The following is a 17815-nucleotide window of genomic DNA, read 5'->3' as shown; positions in this document are numbered from 1 at the left end:
GAACTACCTCGAGCGGTGCGGCAACGAACGCGCGACGGAAAAAACAAGCGGCCACCGAATGGCGGCCGCTTGGCGTCCCTCCTGAGACGGCCCGCGCAGCGCGCTACGGCCGACTCCAGTACGGATCAATAGAGCCGTTCGAAACGCTTGCGCTCGCGCTGAAGCTTCTTGGCGTGGCGCTTGACGGCGGCAGCCGCCTTGCGCTTGCGCTCTGCGGTCGGCTTCTCGTAGTTCTCGCGACGACGAACCTCGGAGAGAACACCGGCTTTTTCACAGGAACGCTTGAAGCGACGCAGCGCGACGTCAAACGGCTCGTTATCACGTACTTTGACAGAAGGCATTAAGCACTCACCTACCTTAGGAAACTTGAGTTCGGTTAGCACGCACACCCCTGCGGGCGGCTCCTGCCGCGAACACCATGCCCGAACCTTCGCGCTTGGCCGGCGAGCCATCGTCGGTCAGACGGCACCGGACAGACCAGGTTCGAACGGATGCGTCACGGGAAATCGCCACCTGGGCGCACGACCCAGTCTTGCAGCGCACAGTATTCTAGACCCCACACCCAGGCTTTGCAAACCGTTTCCCCCTGGCCCTGCCGCCCCGCGGCCAAAGCGCGTAGAATACGCCCCTTCCCTGCACTACCGAGCCATCACCATGCGCGTACTGGGCATCGAGACCTCCTGCGACGAGACCGGCGTCGCCCTCTTCGACAGCGAGCGCGGCCTCGTGGCCGACGCGCTCTACAGCCAGGTCGCCATGCACGCCGAATATGGCGGCGTAGTGCCCGAGCTCGCCTCCCGCGATCACACCCGCCGCCTGCTACCGCTGATCCAGCAGGTGCTCGACGAGGCCGGCCTGGGCCGTCACCAGCTCGATGCCATCGCCTACACCGCCGGCCCCGGCCTGGTGGGCGCGCTGATGGTGGGCGCCAGTACCGCCCACGGCATGGCCCGCGCCCTGGGCATCCCGGTGCTCGGTGTCCACCATATGGAGGGTCACCTGCTGGCGCCGATGCTCGAGGATGCCCCCCCGGCCTTTCCCTTCGTCGCCCTGCTGGTCTCCGGTGGCCACACCCAACTGGTCGAGGTGCGGGGGCTCGGCCGGTACCGGTTGCTGGGGGAGTCGATGGACGACGCCGCCGGCGAGGCCTTCGACAAGGCCGCCAAGATGCTCGGCCTCGACTACCCCGGCGGTCCCCATGTGGCCCGGCTGGCCGAGGCGGGCGACCCGGGCCGCTTCCGCTTCCCGCGGCCGATGACCGACCGGCCGGGCCTGGACTTCAGCTTCTCGGGGCTCAAGACCCACACCCTGACGGCGATCCGCGAGCTGGAGGCGGCCGGGAACCTGGACGACCAGGCCCGTGCCGATGTGGCCCGGGCCTTCGAGGAGGCGGTGGTGGACACCCTGGTGATCAAGTGCCGCCGCGCCCTGGATGCAACCGGCCTCAAGCGACTGGTGGTGGCCGGCGGGGTGAGCGCCAACGTGCGCCTGCGCGAGCGCCTGGAGCGCGAGACCGACAAGCGTGGCGCCCGCGCCTACTATCCCCGCGGCCGCTTCTGCACCGACAACGGGGCGATGATTGCCTACGTGGGGGCCCAGCGACTGCTGGCCGGCGAGCGCGACGAGACCGGCATCATGAAGGCCGTGCCGCGCTGGCCGATGGATAGCCTCGAAGCACCTGCCGGCACCTGACGGCTGGCGACCTTCTCCCGCGGCTGACCCTCGGGCAGGCGCTCAGCCAAGAGCCAGTTGCCGCCTGGCTACCAGAAGCGGGCGAGACAGGGTAACGAAGCGAAGCGATATATACCCGGGGACGCTGACAACGAGCGCTGCGGCGCGCGGGAATCGACAGGGATGTCGATTCAGGGCCGGCAAGAGGGACCTTGTTCCGGCCCGACGCGCAGGCCGCAAGCGATGTGTCAGGGTTTCGTCCACGGGATCGCGAGCTTCGTCACCCTCCCGAGCCACCGACGTCGCGGGTTGACTAGTCGTGACGGCGCCCCAACCCTGGCTCGTCGCCGCGGCCCAGACGGCGGATATTGAGCACATGGCGCGCCAGCACCAGCAGGGTGAAGGCGATCACCACCCCGACGTAGTCCGGCGCCAGCCAGATACTGGCCAGCGGCGCCAGGGCGGCACTGGCCAGGGTGGCGATGGCGGCGGTGCGCACCCACCAGGCCAGCAATGACCAGAGTGCGGCGCAGACCAGCGCCACCCAGGGGGTCAGTACCAGCATCACGCCGAAGGCGCTGGCCACCGCCTTGCCGCCGCGGAAGCGGTGCCAGGCCGGATAGCTGTGGCCCAGCAGCACGCCGAGACCGACCAGGCCCTGGGCCCAGGGCGGCATTCCCATGGCCATGGCCAGCCACAGCACCGGCATGCCCTTGGCCGCATCCACCACCAGGGTGGCCAGGGCCAGGCGCGTGCCGTAGAGGCGCAGCACATTGGAGAAGCCGGGGTTGCAGGAACCGGCCAGGCGCGGGTCACGCACGCCGGCGAGCCGGCACACGGTCAGGGCGCCGAGCCAGGTGCCGCTGAGATAGCCCAGTGCCACCAGCGGAAGTAGGAGTTCGGGTTGCGCCGCCACGGGCCGACCTCTCGTGATTGTCTGGGGACGGATTCTGCCAGCCACGAGCGCAACGGGACAGCAGGACGTGGTCGGCACGGTGTCGTCCCGCGGCCGGCTCGCGTACAATCGCCGCCACACCAACGCCCGGAAAAGCCGTTCATTATGGATCTTGTGCTGATCGAGTCACTCGGCGTGGACACCGTGATCGGGGTCTACGACTGGGAACGCACCATCACCCAGCGCCTGGTGCTCGACCTGGAACTCGCCACCGACATCCGCCCCGCCGCGGCGGACGACGACATCGCCCTGACACTGGACTACGCCGCCATCAGCGCACGCATCGCGGCCTTCGCCGGGGAGCACGACTTCGCCCTGGTGGAGACCTTCGCCGAGCGGCTCGCGGCCACCCTGCGCGAGGAGTTCGCCATCGCCTGGCTGCGCCTGACCGTCCGCAAGCCCGGCGCCGTGGCCGCCGCGGCGGCGGTGGGCGTGCGCATCGAGCGCGGCACCCCACCGGAGGGCAACTGATGGCTCGGGTCAGCGTCAGCATCGGCAGCAACATCGACCGCGACCGCCACGTGCGCGCCTGCCTGGATGCCCTGGCGGCCACCTTCGGCGCACTGGCCGTCTCGCGGGTCTTCGAAAGCGAACCGGTGGGCTTCGAGGACGGTCGCAACTTCTACAACCTGGTGGCGGTGTTCGCGAGCGACTGGCCGGTGGGTGAACTGCAGGCCTGGTGCAAACGGCTGGAGTTCGCCAACGGCCGGCGCAAGGACAGCCCCAAGTTCAGTCCCCGTACCCTGGACATCGACCTGCTGACGGTGGGCGACCTCACCGGCTTCCAGGACGGCGTCGAGCTGCCACGCGCCGAGATCCTCCACCACGCCTTCGTGCTGCTGCCGCTGGCCGAACTGCTGCCGGACGCGCGCCACCCGCTCACCGGCCGGACCTACCGTGACCACTGGGCGAGCTTCGCGGCCGGCGACCAGCGCCTCTGGCCGGTGGAGTTCGTCTGGGCCGGCCGCACGATCTCCCGGGCCGACTGATCGCCGACCCCTCCCGCGCTCGCCGCCTTCACAGCGCGGCATCGATCGCCTCCCGGCGTCGCCGGGCGAGCTCCTCGCCGAGCGCTCGCCCCTTGAACCCCTCTTCCACCAGCACCCTCGGCAGGATCTGCGCCGCCAGCCGCCAGGCCAGCGCCAGGCCCACGGCCAGGCCGGGATCATCCAGGCTGACCAGGCTGACCAGGGGGGCGACCCGCTCGCTGCGCCGCCAGGCATCGATGCCATCGAGCCAGGCCAGCACCCTCGCCCCATCCGGCGTCTCGCACCCAGCCTCCAGCCTCAGTTGCCGGGTCAGAGCAGCCTGACGCGCCAGGTCGACATGGGCCCTGGGCAGGCGCAGCCGCTCGGCCAGGGCCGTCCGCGCCGATTCCCCCAGGTGCTCGACCAGCCGGGCCCAGCGCCAGCGAATCTCCTGCTCGGCCTCGATGTCCTCGGGCAGCCGGTGCAGGCGTCCCAGCGCCTCGTCCAGGGCCTCACGATCGGCCACCAGCTCCGGCAGCAACTGCGCCAGGGCACCGCACTCGTCCAGGGCCTGGAAGTAGACCTCAGGCCAGGGCTCGCCGAGGGCCTTCTCGGTCTCGGTCCAGACCCGCTCGGCCACCAGGTGGGTCAGCTCGCCACTGTCCACCAGTTCGGCCATCAGGGCCCGGGTCTCGTCGGCGATGACGAAGCCGAGTCCGGCGTAACGGGCCAGGAAGCGGGCGGTGCGCAGCACCCGCAGCGGATCCTCGACGAAGGCCGGCGACACATGGCGCAGCCGCCGCGCCTCCAGGTCGGCCAGCCCGCCGTGGGGGTCGACCAGCTCGCCCTCCGGAGTCTCGGCCATGGCGTTGATGGTCAGGTCGCGCCGTGCCAGGTCCTCCTCCAGGGTGACCGCCGGGCTGGCGTGCACCGTGAAGCCCGTGTAGCCGTGGCCTGACTTGCGCTCGGTGCGGGCCAGGGCGTACTCCTCATGGGTCTCGGGATGCAGGAAGACCGGGAACTCACGCCCCACCGGCTTGAAGCCCCGGCGCGTCATCGCCTCCGGGGTGGCACCGACCACCACCCAGTCGTTGTCATAGACCGGCCAGCCGAGCCGCGCATCGCGCACCGCCCCGCCGACCCGATAGACCTCGAGCCCGTGCAGGTGCGGGTCCCGTCCCTCGGCCATGACTCAGCGCTCCACGCGGTCGGGATGCCGCAGCTGCCAGTCGGTGAAGCCGCCGTCGAGGCTGTAGACCTCGGCGAAGCCCTGGCCGGCCAGCCAGGCAGCCGCCTGCTGGCTGGAGTGGCCGTGGTAGCAGACCACCACCAGCGGGCGGTCGCGTGGGGCCACCTCGAACAACGCCGGCACGCTGTCGTTGTCCAGATGGCGGCTGCCGGGAATATGGCCCTCGGCGAAGCTAACGGGGTCGCGGATATCGACCAGGGTGAGCGGCTCGTCACCGGCGAGCCACTCGCCCAGGGTCGGAATGTCCAGGTGTCGAAAAGCAGGCGCGTTCATGGCGAGCTCCGGGTCGTCGGAAAGGGGGATCGGGGGCGGTCCCGACGGCTCGGCACGCTGACACGCTCGCCGTTCGCCAGGTTCAGGGCCGTCAGGCGGCCGCCCCAGACGCAGCCGGTATCCAGCGCCTCGGCACGGACCCGGCTGCCGGGAACCCGGCCCTGCAGGGCGGCCCAGTGGCCGAACAGCAGCCAGGGGTCGTCGTGGCACGGGTACTGGAACCAGGGGGCGAAACCGGGAGGGGCGCTGTCGAGCCCCTCCCTGGCGGTGAAGTCGAGCCGCCCCTCGGCGTCGATGAAGCGCATGCGGGTGAAGGTGTTGACGATCACCCGCAGCCGGTCGACGCCTTCGAGGTCGTCCCGCCAGCTGGCCGGCCGGTTGCCGTACATTCGTTCGAGGAAGGCCCCGGCGTGCTCGCCGGTCAGCGTCGCAGCAAGCTCCCCGGCCAGGTCGGCGGCGCGCGCCACCGACCACTGGGGCGGCAGCCCGGCATGGGTCATCACCGTCTCGCCGCTCCCGGGCGTCCCGGCGGCACGCAGCAACAGGGGGCGCGACTGCAGCCAGTCGAGCAGCCGCTCGCGGTCCGGCGCCTCGAGCACCTCCGCAAGGGTGTCGCCGGGCTTCTCGCGCTCTCCCCCCCGCGCCACCGCGAGCAGGTGCAGGTCGTGGTTGCCGAGTACCGTGGTGGCCGCCTCGCCCAGCGCCATCACCTCCCGCAGACAGGCCAGCGAGTCGGGCCCGCGATTGACCAGATCACCGGCGAGCCACAGCCGGTCGCGGCGCGGATCGAAATCGAGCCGTTCGAGCAGTTCGACGAATTCGACGTGACAGCCCTGCAGATCGCCGATGGCGTAGGTGGTCATCTCCGCTCCTTGCGACGCGTGTGGTGGCTCAGTGCACCTGGTTGGGGCCGGCCAGGCGGAAGGGCGCGATGGCCACCTCGAAGGGGTGCTGACTGGCGGTATCGACACAGGTGTAGGCCCCTTCCATCACCCCCACCGGGCCATCGAGGATCGCCCGGCTGGTGTAGCGGAAGGTCTGGCCCGGGCCGATCATCGGCTGCTGCCCCACCACGCCTTTGCCGCGCACTTCCTGCACCTTGCCACTGCCCTGGGTGATCTTCCAGTAGCGGGCGAGCAGTTGCACGCTGCGCCGGGAGTGGTTGTGCACCGTGACCGTGTAGCTGAAGACGAAGCGCCGCTCGTCGGGGGCGGACTCCTCCACGCGGAAGACCGGCTCCACGTCGACACGCACGGCATCGACGAACTCTTCGGGAGGTGTCAGCGTCATGGGGTCGCTCCTTGCCCGGCGTCGGCCAGGTGGTTGGCGATGCGCACGAACTCGGCCACCGTCAGGGTCTGGGGGCGGCGACCGGGGTCGACCCCCAGCCCCTCGAGGTCGGCCGCCGCGATGCGGCCCTTGAGGTTGTTGCGCAGGGTCTTGCGCCGCTGGCCGAAGGCCTCGCGAACCAGGGTGAACAGCAGCGCCTCGTCGTGCGCCCGGCACGGCCGTTCGGCGTGGGGGGCGAGGCGCACGATGGCCGAGTCGACCTTGGGTCGCGGCACGAAGGCCTCCGGCGGCACCACGAACAGGGCGTCGACCCGGCAGTGGTACTGGGCCATCACCGAGAGCCGGCCCCAGTCGGCGCCGCCCGGCTCGGCGGCCAAGCGGTCGACCACCTCCTTCTGCAGCATGAAGTGCATGTCGGCGACCGCATCGCCGGCCTCGAGCAGGTGCATGATCAGGGGGGTGGAGATATTGTAGGGCAGGTTGCCCACCACCCGCAGCGGCTCCCCTGCCCCCCGCAGCGCCCCGAAGTCGAACTTCAGGGCGTCACCCTCGTGGATCACGAACCCGGGATGGTTGAAGAACTGCACGCGCAGGCCGGGAATCAGGTCGCGGTCGAGCTCGATCACCTCGAGCTGCCCGTCGGCCGCTTCCAGCAGCGGCTCGGTCAGTGCGCCCTGGCCGGGACCGATCTCCACCAAGCGTTCGCCGGGGCGCGGCCCGATGGCGCGCACGATGCGCGAGATGATGCCCGGGTCGCGCAGGAAGTTCTGGCCGAAACGCTTGCGGGCCCGGTGAACCGGGGGGCGGGATGCCATTCAGGGGTGTCCTTCTATCGCTGTGGTCTTCTTCTGGATGTTAGATCCGGCGACAGACCTGCGCGGAGGCGCTGTGAACCCTTCCATGGGCGCTACCGACGCCATTCCTGGCGCAGGACCTCCGCTTCGGTCTGTCCCCGGCGCTCCTCACATGGGTGCTACTTCAGCGCCGCGCCGCGCCATGTCGGCGGCCAGCGCCACGGCCACGCGCAGGCTGCCGGGGTCGGCGCTGCCGCGGCCGGCCAGGTCCAGCGCCGTGCCGTGGTCCACCGAGGTGCGGACCAGCGGCAGGCCCAGGGTGATGTTGGCGGCACGGCCGAAACCGGCGTACTTGAGCACCGGCAGCCCCTGGTCATGATACATCGCCAGCACCGCATCGACGCCCTCGAGGTGGCGCGGAGTGAACAGGGTATCGGCGGGCAGCGGGCCGTCAAGGGTCAGGCCCTCGGCGCGCAGCGCCTCGAGCACCGGGATGATGACATCCAGCTCCTCCCGCCCCAGATGGCCGCCCTCCCCGGCATGGGGATTGAGCCCGCACACGGCGATGCGCGGCGCGGCCACCCCGAACCAGCGTCGCAGGTCGGCGTCGAGGATGCGCAGGACCCGCGCCAGGCGGGGCGCGGTGAGGGCGTCGCTCACCTCGCGCAGCGGCAGGTGGGTGGTGGCCAGGGCCACCCGCAGCGCGGCACTGCCGCGCCAACCGGGCTGGCCGGCATGCAGGGCGCTGTCGGTGGCCAGCAGCATCACCACCTCGTCGACGCCACAGGCGTCGCGCAGGTACTCGGTGTGGCCGGTGAAACCGGCATGACCGGCATCGAGGATCACCCCCTTGTGCAGCGGCGCGGTGACCATGCCGGCAGCCTGACCCTCCCGGCAGGCCCGGACCGCCAGGTCCAGGGTCTCGAGCACGTAGGCGGCATTGGCCACCTCGAGTTCGCCGGGCCGCGACGGCGCGCGCAGCGCCACCGGCCACACCGGCAGCATGCCGGGGCGAGGCGTGGGCAACGGCTCGCCCGGCGTACACTCGACGAGCTCGACGTCACGACCGATCAGCGCGGCGCGCTCGGCCAGCAGGCCGGGGTCGCCCACCGCCACCAGCCGGGCCGCCGGCGCCTCCTCGGCGGCCAGCATCACCGCGAGCTCCGGCCCGATGCCGGCGGGTTCGCCAGTGGTCAGGGCCAGCACGGGGACCGGGATGTCGGCCATCAGCGGTCGGCGAGCCGGTTGTCGACGAAGGCCTGGGAGCGGATCTCCTGCAGCCACACCTCCAGCTCCTCGTTGGCCTTGCGCTGGAACAGCGCCTGGCGGATCTGGTCACGCCGCGCCTCGCCGCTGACGTCCTGCCGGCGACGCTCCCCCACCTGGATCAGGTGGTAGCCGAACTGGGAGCGCACCGGTGCAGAGATCTCGCCGATCTCGAGGTCCTCCAGGGCCTCCTCGAAGGCCGGCACGGTCTGACCGGGGCGCACCCAGCCGAGCTCGCCACCGTTCATGGCACTGCCGCGGTCGCCACTGTACTCCTGGGCCAGGGCGGCAAAGCTCTCGCCGGCCTCGAGGCGGTCGCGGAGCTGCTCGGCCAGCCGGCGGGCCTGGTCGTCGTCGCGCTCGGGGGTGAGGTCGATCAGGATATGGCGGGCGCGATGCTCCTCGATCACCCCCTGGCCACTGCCGCCGCCCTGCTGCTCGAGGAAGCGCTCGACCTCGCGGTCGCTGACATTGACCCGGCTGGCGACCTGGCGCTGCTGCAGTTGGCGCAGCAGCATCTCGCGGCGCACTTCCTTGCGCACCGACGCCAGCGTCAGGCCGTCGGCCTCCAGGGCATCGGCGAACTGCTCGAGGGTCATGCCGTTGCTCTCGGCGATGGCGCGCACCTGGCGGTTGAGTTCGGTGTCGTCGACGGAGAGCCCCGCGTTGCGCGCCATCTGCAGCTGGATCTCCTCGATGATCATGCGGTCGAGCACCTGCTCGCGCAGGACACGTTCCGGCGGCAGTTCGGTGCCACGTCCGGCGAGCTGGCTACGGGTCTGGGCGACACGCTCGGCCAGCTCGCTCTCCATGATCGCCCCCTCGTTGACCACCGCCACGATGCGGTCCAGCACCTGGCGCTCCGTCGGCTGGAAGTCCTGGGCCTGGCCCGCCAGGGGCAAGACCCCGAGACACAGGGCCAGGAGCAGGCCGGCGCCCAGGGTGGCGGTACCTCGACTGCGCATAACGTTCTTTCCTCTCATCGATTCTCTCATTGGCGGCCTCCGGGTCAGAAGGCGGTGGAGCGATAGCCCGGAATGGCCTCCTCGAAATAGCTGTCGGCTTCGCGACCCACGCCGCCCAGGCCCTTGAACACGAAGCGCAGGAAGACCCCCCGATCGCCGAAGTCGTCGTCGACACCCGCGGTATCGTTGTCGTCGATCCACTCGCGCCAGACCAGCTGCAGACCATAGCAGCAGTCGTTCCACTGCACACCCGCCAGTTGCTCCAGCGTCCGGTCGTTGGTGTTGTCGTAGAGGAAGCGACCGATCATGTCGACCCGGGGGCTCGCCTTCCAGGCGAACGACAGGTCGTACTCCTCGCGGTTGAAGTTGCGGAAGTCGTCGTCGTCCGGCTCCACCGAGGGATCGAAGCCTTCGAGTTCCCAACGGTAGCCGAGGTTCACTACGTGGCCGGCCGGGGCACGGTACTGCAGGTCCGTGGAAGCCCGTTCGGTACGCTCCAGGCGGTCGTCATAGAGCCACTCCCAGCGCGAGCGCCACCGGTCGGTGATGCGCCAATCGAGCCGGGTCACCAGCGGTGAGCGATTCCGGGTGGCGTTGCGGTGGAGCTCGACGTTCGACTCCGGCGGCAGGGTATCAGGGTCGCCATCGAGGTCGATGGTGCGATCATCGAAGAACACCGCCTGCCCCATCCCCACCGAGAGGCGCTCGCGGCCACGCTCATCCTCCAGCAGCCGTGACTCGACACCCAGCGAGAGCCGGTTGAGATCCCCCACCCGGTCGGCCCCGGAGAAGCGGTGCGGCGACCAGAGCTGCTGCCAGGAGAAGGCCCGCTCGTTGGCGTCGAAATCGGGAAAATCGCTCTGGTCCCGAGCCGGTACGTAGGCGTAGTTGAGCCGCGGCTCGAGGGTCTGGCGGTAGTCACGCCCGCCGAGTTCCACTTCACGCTCGAACACCAGCCCGCCGTCGATGGAGCTCACCGGCACCTGGCGGGTCAACGAGGTGTCGCGGTCGGTCTGGCGTTCGCCGAAGTCCAGGTCGTAGGCGGTGGCGAACCACTCCACGCGGGGCTCCAGGTGCCCCCAGCTCCGATCGAAGCGCCAGCCGGTCGCCGGCGACAGGTGCAGCCGAGTGCCGGTGGCCGACTCGCGCAGTGGCACCCGGTTCTCGTCCACGTCCCGCCAGAAGTGAGTGGCGTTGGAACGCCACTGCTGGTAGAAGCCGGTCTGCTGGGACCAGCGGGCGTTGGCCGTCAGGCTGGGCAGGCGGTAGAAGGGCTTGTCGCGATCGAGCAGCGGGTCGTCGAGCTTCTGGTAGCCCTGGGCCCGGGCGTCGAGCTGCCAGACATCGCCACGGTAGTCGATCTGCGCCAGCCGCAGCAGGTTCGAGGTACTCTGCTCGCCGAAGTCGCGGCCGAAGTCGTCGAAGTAGCGTCCGTCGCTGGCCACGCCATAGCGCAGCCGGTAGCGGGTACGGGCATCGAAGCGGCCGGCATGCCGGTAGTCGACATACCAGCGGTCTTCGCCTTCGAAGCGCCGCGAGGGGGCATTCGGGTCGCTGCTGGAACCGCCGTCATCGCTGCCGAGGAAGGCCCCGTCGATCTGGCCGGCGTCGCTGGGGAAGAGGTAGCGGTACTCGCCACCCAGTTGCAGGCCGCGGTCGGTGATCCAGCGCGGGGTGATGGTGGCGTCATGGTTGGGGGCGATGTTCCAGTAGAACGGCTGGGCATAGTCCAGTTCATCGCTGGAGAACCCGATCGACGGCCACAGGAAACCGGTCTGGCGGCGGTCATCGATGGGAAAGCGCACCCAGGGCCAGTAGAAGACCGGCACCCGCCCCATTTCCAGGCGGGCGTGACGGGCGGTACCGAAGCCGCTCTCGCGGTCGAGCACCACGTCGTTGCCGATCAGCCGCCACAGCTCGCTGCCCGGGTCGCAGCTGGTGAAGCTCGCCTCCGAGAGGCGATAGCGGCCGTCCTCGAGACGCTCGAGGCGTACGGCGTCGCCGCGCAGATGGTGGTCATGGACCACATAGTGGGCGGTGTCGATGCTCGCCGCATCACTGGTCAGGGAGAGTTCGCCGGCCTGCCCCCGCACCAGCAGGCCCTGATCGCGCAGCGCCAGCGGCCCCTCGGCGAAGGCGCTCTCCCGCGAGCCCGGCACCCGAACGCGCGGCGCCTCGAGCTGGGAGGTGCCACGGCGCAGGACCACTTCGCCCCCCAGGATGGACTCACCGTCCTCGCCGTAGTGGGCGCTGTCCGCCTCGATGCCGACCCGCTCCCCCTCGGGCGCCGGCAGCCGGTAGTCGGGCATCACGTAGGTACCGCGGCACAGCGCGTCAGCGGGGCGGTCGTCGCCCCAGGGTTGCCAGTCCAGCGACTCGGCCGGCAGCGGCTCGGGAGGCGCCGCCGAGAGCGGCCCGCTGAGCAGGCCGGAAGTCGCCAGGCCGGCCAGGGCCGTCCATGTGAGTCGCTTGCCCATGTTCCTCGATGTCCTTGGCGGGATGAACCGGTATTATACAGGCCGCACCGGGCCTGTCCCGCCGACTTCCCGCACCCGGTAGGCCGGCGGAGGTGGGCTCAGCATGCGGTGAGGCCATGGACCCGTCAACCGGGCATGGCCATCCAGCCCGTCCATCGACTCAGGAGCGAGAATGCCCCAGGCCACCCCCGCCACGCGAACCGAACGACTGCGTCACTGGGCCGCTTCGCGACATGGCCTGGCCCCCGACACCCTGGCACTGTGCCTGGCCGCCGGCGATGCCAGCTTCCGGCGCTACTACCGGCTGCACCTCCCCGACGGCACCACACGCATGCTGATGGATGCGCCGCCCGAACAGGAGGATAGTCACCCCTTCGTGGCCATCGCCCGGCACTGGCGCTCCGCCGGCCTGCCGGTGCCGCGGCTCCACGGCGAGGACCTGGAAGCCGGGTTTCTCGAGCTCGACGACCTGGGTGACACGCCGCTGCAGGCCCGCCTGCGCGGCGATACCCACCCCGACACCCTGGCCTGGCACGAACGCGCCCTCGTGCTGCTCCACGAGCTGCAGAACCGCGCCACCCCCGAGGCGCTGCCGCCCTATGATGCCGCCCTGCTCGGCCGCGAACTCGACCTCTTCCCCGACTGGTGCCTGGGGCGGTGGCTCGGGCTGAGCACGCCACCGGGCTGGTCGGCGCTGCGCGAGATGCTGATCGCCTCTGCCCTGGCCCAGCCGGTGGTCACGGTGCATCGCGACTTCGACGCCATGAACCTGATGCTCCATGACGACGACCTCTACCTGATCGACTTCCAGGATGCCGTGGCGGGGCCAATCAGCTACGACCTGATCTCGCTGCTGCGCGGCCGCTACTGCCGCTTCGCCCCCGAACGCTTCGCCGCCTGGGTCGAGGCCTTCCGCCGGCGCGCGGTGGCCGACGGCCGCCTGCCGGCCACCACCACTGCCGAGGCCTTTCACCGCCAGGCCCAGGCCATGGCCGCCCAACGCGCCCTCAAGGTACTGGGCATCTTCTGCCGCCTGACCCTGCGCGACGGCCGCGACGGCTACCTGGAGCGGCTGCCGCACTTTCTCGACCACCTCGATGACAGCCTGGCGAGCCTGCCCGACCAGGACGCCTTCCGCGCCTGGCTGACCCACGAGTTCCGCCCAGCGCTGGCGCGGCGCCTGGAGGCCACCCCATGAAGGCGATGATCCTGGCCGCCGGGCTCGGCACCCGTATGCGCCCCCTCACCGATCACTGCCCCAAGCCGCTGCTGCCGGCAGGTGACCGGCCGCTGATCGCTCACCACCTGGAGCGGCTGGCCGCGGCGGGCATCAGCGAGGTGGTGATCAACGTCAGCTACCGGGCCGAGCAGATCATCGCGGCCCTGGGCGACGGCAGCGACTTTGGCGTCTCCATCGCCTGGAGTCGCGAGGAGACGCCGCTGGAGACCGGCGGCGGCATCCGCCAGGCCCTGCCGCTGCTGGGCGAGGCACCCTTCCTGCTGATCAACGGCGACATCTGGTGCGACCTGGACCCGGCCAGCCTGCCGCCGCTCGGCGACGACCTGGCCCACCTGGTGCTGGTGGACAACCCCGACCACCATCCGGCCGGCGACTTCCACCTGGATGACCGCGGCCGGGTCCATGCCCGGGGCGAGCCGCGGCTCACCTTCGCCGGGATCAGCCTGCTGCAGCCGTCCCTGGTGGCCGACCAGGCCCCGGGCGCCTTCGCCCTGGCCCCGCTGCTGCGCCGGGCCATGCACGCCGGCCTGGTCGGCGGCCACCACCACCGCGGCGCCTGGATCGACGTGGGCACCCCGCAGCGCCTCGACGAACTGGATCGCCGGCTGCGCGCCGACCGGGGCTGAGCCCCGGTCCATCAGGTGCTATGCTGCCCTGCCCGAAGCGTGTGAAGCCACGCTCCCTGCGGTGCAGCGAGCCAACCCATTCACAGGAAGGAAATCAGTCTCATGAAAGCCAGCGTCAAGTGGACCGACGGTCGTCAGTTCGTGGCCGAATCCGGAAGCGGTCATAGCGTGGTCATCGACGGCCCGCCCGACCACGGCGGGCGCAACACCGGGCCGCGCCCCATGGAGATGCTGCTGATGGGCCTCGGCGCCTGCACCTCCTTCGACGTGCTGGAGATCCTCGAGAAGTCCCGTGCTCCCGTGGTCGACTGCGTGGCTACCGTCGAGGCGGAGCGTGCCGACAGCGTGCCCAGTGTCTTCACCCGGATCCACGTGCACTTCACCGTCTCCGGCACGGGACTGAAGGAGAACCAGGTGAAGCGGGCCGTGGAACTCTCGGCCGAGAAGTACTGCAGCGCCTCGATCATGCTGACCAAGGGCGGCGTCGAGGTCAGCCACTCCTTCACCATCGTCGAAGAATAGAGCCGTAAGCTTTAAGCTGTAAGCCGTAAGTACACGGCCTACATGGTATCTAGACCAGAACCCCCCGGAGAGCTGGCTCTCCGGGGGGTTCTGCTTATGGCTTAAAGCTTACGGCTTATAGCTTATAGACGCTCCTGGTCATCACCCTGGACATCAGCGACATGCCGAACTTCACCGGCGCCGGGAAGCGGGCGCCGCCGGCCTCCAGCGCCAGCTGGGCGTGATGGGCCTCGTCGATGGCCATCTGCCGGAGTACCGCGCGGGAGCGGTGGTCGCCCGGTGGCAGGCGCTCCATATGGTCGTCCAGGTGCTTGCCGACCTGCTCCTCGGTGGCCGCGACGAAGCCCAGGCTGAGGCGATCACCGATCGCCCCGGCCACGGCGCCGAGGCCGAAGGAGGCGGCATAGAAGAACGGGTTGAGCCGGCTGGTGTGGTCATGCAGCTCCTGGAGGCGCTCGTCGCACCAGGCGAGGTGGTCGATTTCCTCCTGGGCGGCCTCCTCCATCTGGCCGCGCACCTCCGGCAACTTGGCGGTCAGCCCCTGCCCCTGGTAGAGCGCCTGGGCACAGACCTCACCGGTGTGGTTGATGCGCATCAGTCCCGCGGCGTGGCGCCGCTCCTCCTCGCTCATCGGCTCGTCCCGGATTTCCTCGCCGGCGGGAGTCGGTCGTGACGCCCGGGCGGCATGGGGGACCAGGGTGCGCAGCACGGTATCGAACTGGTGGATCAGGTTGTCGGTACGGGAGAGCTTGCGGTTCATGGCGGCCTCGTCGCGGATCCTGGCGCCATTGTAACCGAGCGCGATTGGCGCCAGAAGCTCCGCTCTGCAACGCACAACGCCACCGTCCGGTGGCGTCGAAGGGTGCACCTGATGCGTCGAACCGCCCGGACGCGAGCGGCTTTCGCCGCCGAGCGCCAGCTAGCCAGCCGGCCAAGTGAAGCGTCGACCGCCCATCAGGTGCATATGTATATGATAGACGGTCTGTCCGCCCTGGTCATTGCAGTTCATCACCACCCGGTAGCCGTCGTCGGCGAAGCCACGCTCCTTCGCCAGCCTGGCCGCCGTGTACGCTAGCCGGCCGACCAGCCCCAGGTCGCCCTCCTCGAGATCGTTGAGGGTGGCGATGTGCTGCTTGGGCACGATCACGACATGGGTCGGCGCCTGGGGGTTGATATCGTTGAAGGCCAGCACCTCGTCGTCCTCATGGACGATGTCGGCGGGAATCTCGCGGTTGATGATCTTGCAGAACAGGCAGTCCATGGATCACTCCAATTCGAATCGGCTGTAATGATGCCACCAAGGCAAGAGGTTACTCCCGCACGACGCCGATGTCAGTCCCTATGCTCTGTGCTCGGTGCCCGATTGGGCCCCGCCCGCCTCACTAGACATTGGTCTAAGGTCTGTTGACCTGCCATCAGGAGCCATCTAGCCTGCGAAAATGTTGACGTTAACATTTCAATGATGTCAGCACCCACTCGCTTCACAGAGGCCTGAAGAAAAAGCTTCGAGTCGAAGTGATCACCAATGGCAATTGAAAGGAGAGAACATGATGACAAACGAATTAACTGGCAAGGTTGCAGCCGTCACCGGAGCGGCGTCGGGCATCGGGCTGGCCAGTGTCAAGGCAATGATTTCGTCGGGCGCCCGCGTGGTACTGGTCGACCGCGACGAGGCCGCCCTGACGGCGGTCTGCGCAGAGCTCGGCGATGCGGCGATTCCATTGGTCATCGACCTGCTCGACCCAAAGGACTGTGCGACGCTACTGTCGCGGACCCTGGAGAAGGCAGGCCAGCTCGATATCTTCCACGCCAATGCCGGTAGCTATATCGGTGGTGACCTGATCGATGCCGACCCGGACGCGATCGACCGGATGGTGAGCCTGAACGTCAGTGTCGTGATGAAGAACGTCCATAATGTCCTGCCACACATGATGGAGCGTGGCACGGGCGACATCATGGTGACGAGCTCGGTGGCAGGGCATTTTCCCGTCCCCTGGGAGCCGATCTACGCCTCCTCCAAGTGGGCCATGACCAGCTTCGTCCAGACCGTGCGCCGCCAGGTCCTTAAACACGGCATACGGGTCGCCTCGGTCTCGCCCGGCCCCGTCAACAGCGCCCTGCTTGCCGACTGGCCCGAGGAAAATCTGCGCAAGGCGAAGGAGTCCGGCAGCATCATCGAGCCGACCGAGGTAGCCGATGCCATCATGTACATGCTGACTCGCCCTCGCAATGTGACCATTCGCGATATGGTGGTCCTGCCGAGCAATTTCGATATGTAGAGAGAACATCCGACATCGTATCGGCAAGAATGCCCCCTTGGACTCGGCCCACCTTCCGGAACATCAAGTTTCGAAGATTCTGGACTTACAAAACTAATGCATCCACCAGACGAAGACTGGCAAGGATAAATGGAAGGATTAGACATTGGTCGGAGCCCTGTTGATTTGTCAGCCGGGGCCTTCTAGCCTTCAAAATGTTGACGTTAACATTCAAAACAATGTCAACACATCACAACGTGACAAGAACAAGCCTGGAGCCAACCATGAAATTCCGCGAAATCTCAGTTCCCTTCCGCAATACCGCTCTTGCAGTGGCCAGCTCGACCGCTCTGGCCGCGGGCACCGTGGGGGCAGATGACCACAACCTGAAAATCGGCATGTCCTTCCAGGAGCTCAACAACGAATATTTCGTGACCATGCAGGAGGCGCTCGAGACCGCCGCCGCCAGCCTGGGAGCCGAGGTGATCACCACCGATGCCCGCCATGACGTCGCCAAGCAGGTCAACGATGTCGAAGACATGATCCAGCGGGGCATCGACATCCTGCTGCTCAACCCCGCCGACTCCGTAGGTGTCGAGACGGCGGTGCTGGCCGCCAAGGAAGCCGGCGTCACCACCGTCGCGATCGATGCCCAGGCCAATGGCCCGGTGGACGGCTTCGTGGGCTCCAAGAACTACGACGCCGGCTACAAGGCCTGTGACTACCTGGCCCAGCAGCTCGACGGTGAAGGCCAGGTGGCCCTGCTGGACGGCATTCCGGTCGTCCCCATCCTGCAGCGCATCGACGGCTGCACCGCCGCGCTCGACGAATACGACGGTATCGAGATCGTCGACAAGCAGAACGGCCGCCAGGAGCGCACCCATGCCATGACGGTCACCGAGAACATCATCCAGGCCCACCCGGATCTCGACGGCCTGTTCAGCGTCAACGACATCGGTTCCCTGGGGGCCCTGATCGCCATTGATGGGAGTGGCCAGGACATCAAGCTGGTCAGTGTCGACGGTCATCCTGAAGCCATCGAGGCCATCCAACGCCCGGACTCGGCCTTCATCGCCACCTCGGCGCAATACCCCCGCGACATGGTGCGCCTGGGCCTTGGCCTGGGTCTGGCCAAGCACTGGGGCGCCAGCACGGCTCCCGCGGAGATCCCCATCGATGTGGAGCTGATCGACCGCGACAAGGCTGCCGACTTCAGCTGGTAACCCCTATCCCTGACGCTGACAACGTGTGCCGCCTCGGG

Annotated in this window: 20 protein-coding genes; 8 read left to right on the top strand and 12 right to left on the bottom strand. The window is 68.8% G+C overall.

The annotated features are described in order from the left end of the window. Nucleotides 1-125 precede the first annotated feature (125 nt). Complete coding sequence (rpsU, locus tag CR157_RS09685; protein WP_086622362.1) at nucleotides 126-341, bottom strand: 30S ribosomal protein S21; 216 nt, start codon at nucleotides 339-341, stop codon at nucleotides 126-128. Between the two features lie 313 nt (nucleotides 342-654). Between rpsU and tsaD the strand changes: the two genes are divergently transcribed. Beyond that, nucleotides 655-1692, top strand: a complete 1038-nt coding sequence (tsaD, locus tag CR157_RS09680; protein ID WP_110283311.1) for a tRNA (adenosine(37)-N6)-threonylcarbamoyltransferase complex transferase subunit TsaD — start codon at nucleotides 655-657, stop codon at nucleotides 1690-1692. A gap of 292 nt (nucleotides 1693-1984) precedes the next feature. On the opposite strand, the gene plsY is transcribed toward tsaD, so the two are convergent. Then, nucleotides 1985-2587: a glycerol-3-phosphate 1-O-acyltransferase PlsY gene (plsY, locus tag CR157_RS09675; protein WP_110283310.1), complete on the bottom strand. Its 603-nt coding sequence runs from the start codon at nucleotides 2585-2587 to the stop codon at nucleotides 1985-1987. A gap of 144 nt (nucleotides 2588-2731) precedes the next feature. Between plsY and folB the strand changes: the two genes are divergently transcribed. Continuing rightward, nucleotides 2732-3097, top strand: a complete 366-nt coding sequence (folB, locus tag CR157_RS09670; protein WP_110283309.1) for a dihydroneopterin aldolase — start codon at nucleotides 2732-2734, stop codon at nucleotides 3095-3097. Continuing rightward, nucleotides 3097-3615, top strand: coding sequence for a 2-amino-4-hydroxy-6-hydroxymethyldihydropteridine diphosphokinase (gene folK, locus CR157_RS09665; RefSeq protein ID WP_110283308.1), 519 nt, complete (start codon nucleotides 3097-3099; stop codon nucleotides 3613-3615). Before folB ends, folK begins: the two co-directional genes overlap by 1 nt. 28 nt (nucleotides 3616-3643) lie before the next feature. On the opposite strand, the gene CR157_RS09660 is transcribed toward folK, so the two are convergent. The 8 genes from CR157_RS09660 to CR157_RS09625 all read right to left on the bottom strand — a co-directional run bounded on the left by CR157_RS09660 (nucleotide 3644) and on the right by CR157_RS09625 (nucleotide 11908). Next, nucleotides 3644-4783, bottom strand: a complete 1140-nt coding sequence (locus CR157_RS09660; protein ID WP_110283307.1) for a polynucleotide adenylyltransferase — start codon at nucleotides 4781-4783, stop codon at nucleotides 3644-3646. 3 nt (nucleotides 4784-4786) lie between these two features. Further along, a complete protein-coding gene (gene glpE, locus CR157_RS09655) occupies nucleotides 4787-5116 on the bottom strand; it encodes a thiosulfate sulfurtransferase GlpE (protein WP_110283306.1) in 330 nt (109 codons plus the stop codon). Continuing rightward, on the bottom strand, nucleotides 5113-5979 hold the full coding sequence (locus CR157_RS09650) for a symmetrical bis(5'-nucleosyl)-tetraphosphatase (protein WP_110283305.1): 867 nt from the start codon (nucleotides 5977-5979) through the stop codon (nucleotides 5113-5115). Before CR157_RS09650 ends, glpE begins: the two co-directional genes overlap by 4 nt. A 28-nt stretch (nucleotides 5980-6007) precedes the next feature. Continuing rightward, a complete protein-coding gene (gene apaG / locus CR157_RS09645) occupies nucleotides 6008-6406 on the bottom strand; it encodes a Co2+/Mg2+ efflux protein ApaG (protein ID WP_110283304.1) in 399 nt (132 codons plus the stop codon). Next, a complete protein-coding gene (rsmA, locus tag CR157_RS09640) occupies nucleotides 6403-7221 on the bottom strand; it encodes a 16S rRNA (adenine(1518)-N(6)/adenine(1519)-N(6))-dimethyltransferase RsmA (protein ID WP_110283303.1) in 819 nt (272 codons plus the stop codon). The genes apaG and rsmA overlap by 4 nt, the downstream gene beginning before the upstream one ends. Nucleotides 7222-7368: 147 nt before the next feature. Beyond that, nucleotides 7369-8427, bottom strand: coding sequence for a 4-hydroxythreonine-4-phosphate dehydrogenase PdxA (gene pdxA, locus CR157_RS09635; protein ID WP_110283302.1), 1059 nt, complete (start codon nucleotides 8425-8427; stop codon nucleotides 7369-7371). Then, complete coding sequence (locus CR157_RS09630) at nucleotides 8427-9431, bottom strand: peptidylprolyl isomerase (protein ID WP_110283301.1); 1005 nt, start codon at nucleotides 9429-9431, stop codon at nucleotides 8427-8429. Before CR157_RS09630 ends, pdxA begins: the two co-directional genes overlap by 1 nt. Before the next feature lie 44 nt (nucleotides 9432-9475). Continuing rightward, nucleotides 9476-11908 carry an LPS-assembly protein LptD gene (locus tag CR157_RS09625; protein WP_110283300.1) on the bottom strand — a complete coding sequence of 811 codons (2433 nt, stop codon included), beginning with the start codon at nucleotides 11906-11908 and terminating at the stop codon, nucleotides 9476-9478. Between the two features lie 172 nt (nucleotides 11909-12080). Between CR157_RS09625 and CR157_RS09620 the strand changes: the two genes are divergently transcribed. From CR157_RS09620 to CR157_RS09610, 3 genes are all read left to right on the top strand, one after another. Then, nucleotides 12081-13106 carry an aminoglycoside phosphotransferase family protein gene (locus CR157_RS09620; RefSeq protein WP_110283299.1) on the top strand — a complete coding sequence of 342 codons (1026 nt, stop codon included), beginning with the start codon at nucleotides 12081-12083 and terminating at the stop codon, nucleotides 13104-13106. Further along, a complete protein-coding gene (gene murU / locus CR157_RS09615; protein ID WP_110283298.1) occupies nucleotides 13103-13774 on the top strand; it encodes an N-acetylmuramate alpha-1-phosphate uridylyltransferase MurU in 672 nt (223 codons plus the stop codon). The genes CR157_RS09620 and murU overlap by 4 nt, the downstream gene beginning before the upstream one ends. 102 nt (nucleotides 13775-13876) lie before the next feature. Further along, on the top strand, nucleotides 13877-14296 hold the full coding sequence (locus CR157_RS09610; protein ID WP_110283297.1) for an OsmC family protein: 420 nt from the start codon (nucleotides 13877-13879) through the stop codon (nucleotides 14294-14296). A gap of 115 nt (nucleotides 14297-14411) precedes the next feature. Here CR157_RS09610 and coq7 read toward each other — a convergent pair whose 3' ends face one another. Both coq7 and CR157_RS09600 read right to left on the bottom strand, forming a co-directional pair. Beyond that, a complete protein-coding gene (gene coq7 / locus CR157_RS09605; RefSeq protein ID WP_110283296.1) occupies nucleotides 14412-15056 on the bottom strand; it encodes a 2-polyprenyl-3-methyl-6-methoxy-1,4-benzoquinone monooxygenase in 645 nt (214 codons plus the stop codon). A gap of 159 nt (nucleotides 15057-15215) precedes the next feature. Beyond that, entirely contained in the window at nucleotides 15216-15557 is a 342-nt protein-coding gene (locus CR157_RS09600; RefSeq protein WP_110283295.1) for a histidine triad nucleotide-binding protein, read from the bottom strand. Nucleotides 15558-15843: 286 nt separating this feature from the next. Between CR157_RS09600 and CR157_RS09595 the strand changes: the two genes are divergently transcribed. Together CR157_RS09595 and CR157_RS09590 are read left to right on the top strand one after the other, a co-directional pair. After that, the gene (locus CR157_RS09595) at nucleotides 15844-16575 is read left to right on the top strand and encodes an SDR family oxidoreductase (protein ID WP_258364124.1); all 732 of its coding nucleotides are present in this window, start codon (nucleotides 15844-15846) and stop codon (nucleotides 16573-16575) included. Nucleotides 16576-16838: 263 nt separating this feature from the next. Further along, a complete protein-coding gene (locus CR157_RS09590; protein ID WP_110283294.1) occupies nucleotides 16839-17777 on the top strand; it encodes an ABC transporter substrate-binding protein in 939 nt (312 codons plus the stop codon). Nucleotides 17778-17815: the final 38 nt, after the last annotated feature.

The sequence above is a fragment of the Halomonas sp. LBP4 genome (assembly GCF_003202205.1).
Lineage (GTDB): Bacteria > Pseudomonadota > Gammaproteobacteria > Pseudomonadales > Halomonadaceae > Halomonas > Halomonas flagellata.
Note: the sequence above shows the minus strand (reverse complement) of the source record. Positions and strands in the feature narration are given on the sequence as shown.

Excerpts from the sequence above, each read along its gene's own strand:
- rpsU (WP_086622362.1), bottom strand. The coding sequence starts at position 341 with ATGCCTTCTGTCAAAGTACGTGATAACGAGCCGTTTGACGTCGCGCTG.
- tsaD (WP_110283311.1), top strand. The coding sequence starts at position 655 with ATGCGCGTACTGGGCATCGAGACCTCCTGCGACGAGACCGGCGTCGCC.
- folB (WP_110283309.1), top strand. The coding sequence starts at position 2,732 with ATGGATCTTGTGCTGATCGAGTCACTCGGCGTGGACACCGTGATCGGG.
- folK (WP_110283308.1), top strand. The coding sequence starts at position 3,097 with ATGGCTCGGGTCAGCGTCAGCATCGGCAGCAACATCGACCGCGACCGC.
- CR157_RS09660 (WP_110283307.1), bottom strand. The coding sequence starts at position 4,783 with ATGGCCGAGGGACGGGACCCGCACCTGCACGGGCTCGAGGTCTATCGG.
- glpE (WP_110283306.1), bottom strand. The coding sequence starts at position 5,116 with ATGAACGCGCCTGCTTTTCGACACCTGGACATTCCGACCCTGGGCGAG.
- CR157_RS09650 (WP_110283305.1), bottom strand. The coding sequence starts at position 5,979 with ATGACCACCTACGCCATCGGCGATCTGCAGGGCTGTCACGTCGAATTC.
- apaG (WP_110283304.1), bottom strand. The coding sequence starts at position 6,406 with ATGACGCTGACACCTCCCGAAGAGTTCGTCGATGCCGTGCGTGTCGAC.
- rsmA (WP_110283303.1), bottom strand. The coding sequence starts at position 7,221 with ATGGCATCCCGCCCCCCGGTTCACCGGGCCCGCAAGCGTTTCGGCCAG.
- pdxA (WP_110283302.1), bottom strand. The coding sequence starts at position 8,427 with ATGGCCGACATCCCGGTCCCCGTGCTGGCCCTGACCACTGGCGAACCC.
- CR157_RS09630 (WP_110283301.1), bottom strand. The coding sequence starts at position 9,431 with ATGCGCAGTCGAGGTACCGCCACCCTGGGCGCCGGCCTGCTCCTGGCC.
- CR157_RS09625 (WP_110283300.1), bottom strand. The coding sequence starts at position 11,908 with ATGGGCAAGCGACTCACATGGACGGCCCTGGCCGGCCTGGCGACTTCC.
- CR157_RS09620 (WP_110283299.1), top strand. The coding sequence starts at position 12,081 with ATGCCCCAGGCCACCCCCGCCACGCGAACCGAACGACTGCGTCACTGG.
- murU (WP_110283298.1), top strand. The coding sequence starts at position 13,103 with ATGAAGGCGATGATCCTGGCCGCCGGGCTCGGCACCCGTATGCGCCCC.
- CR157_RS09610 (WP_110283297.1), top strand. The coding sequence starts at position 13,877 with ATGAAAGCCAGCGTCAAGTGGACCGACGGTCGTCAGTTCGTGGCCGAA.
- coq7 (WP_110283296.1), bottom strand. The coding sequence starts at position 15,056 with ATGAACCGCAAGCTCTCCCGTACCGACAACCTGATCCACCAGTTCGAT.
- CR157_RS09600 (WP_110283295.1), bottom strand. The coding sequence starts at position 15,557 with ATGGACTGCCTGTTCTGCAAGATCATCAACCGCGAGATTCCCGCCGAC.
- CR157_RS09595 (WP_258364124.1), top strand. The coding sequence starts at position 15,844 with ATGATGACAAACGAATTAACTGGCAAGGTTGCAGCCGTCACCGGAGCG.
- CR157_RS09590 (WP_110283294.1), top strand. The coding sequence starts at position 16,839 with ATGAAATTCCGCGAAATCTCAGTTCCCTTCCGCAATACCGCTCTTGCA.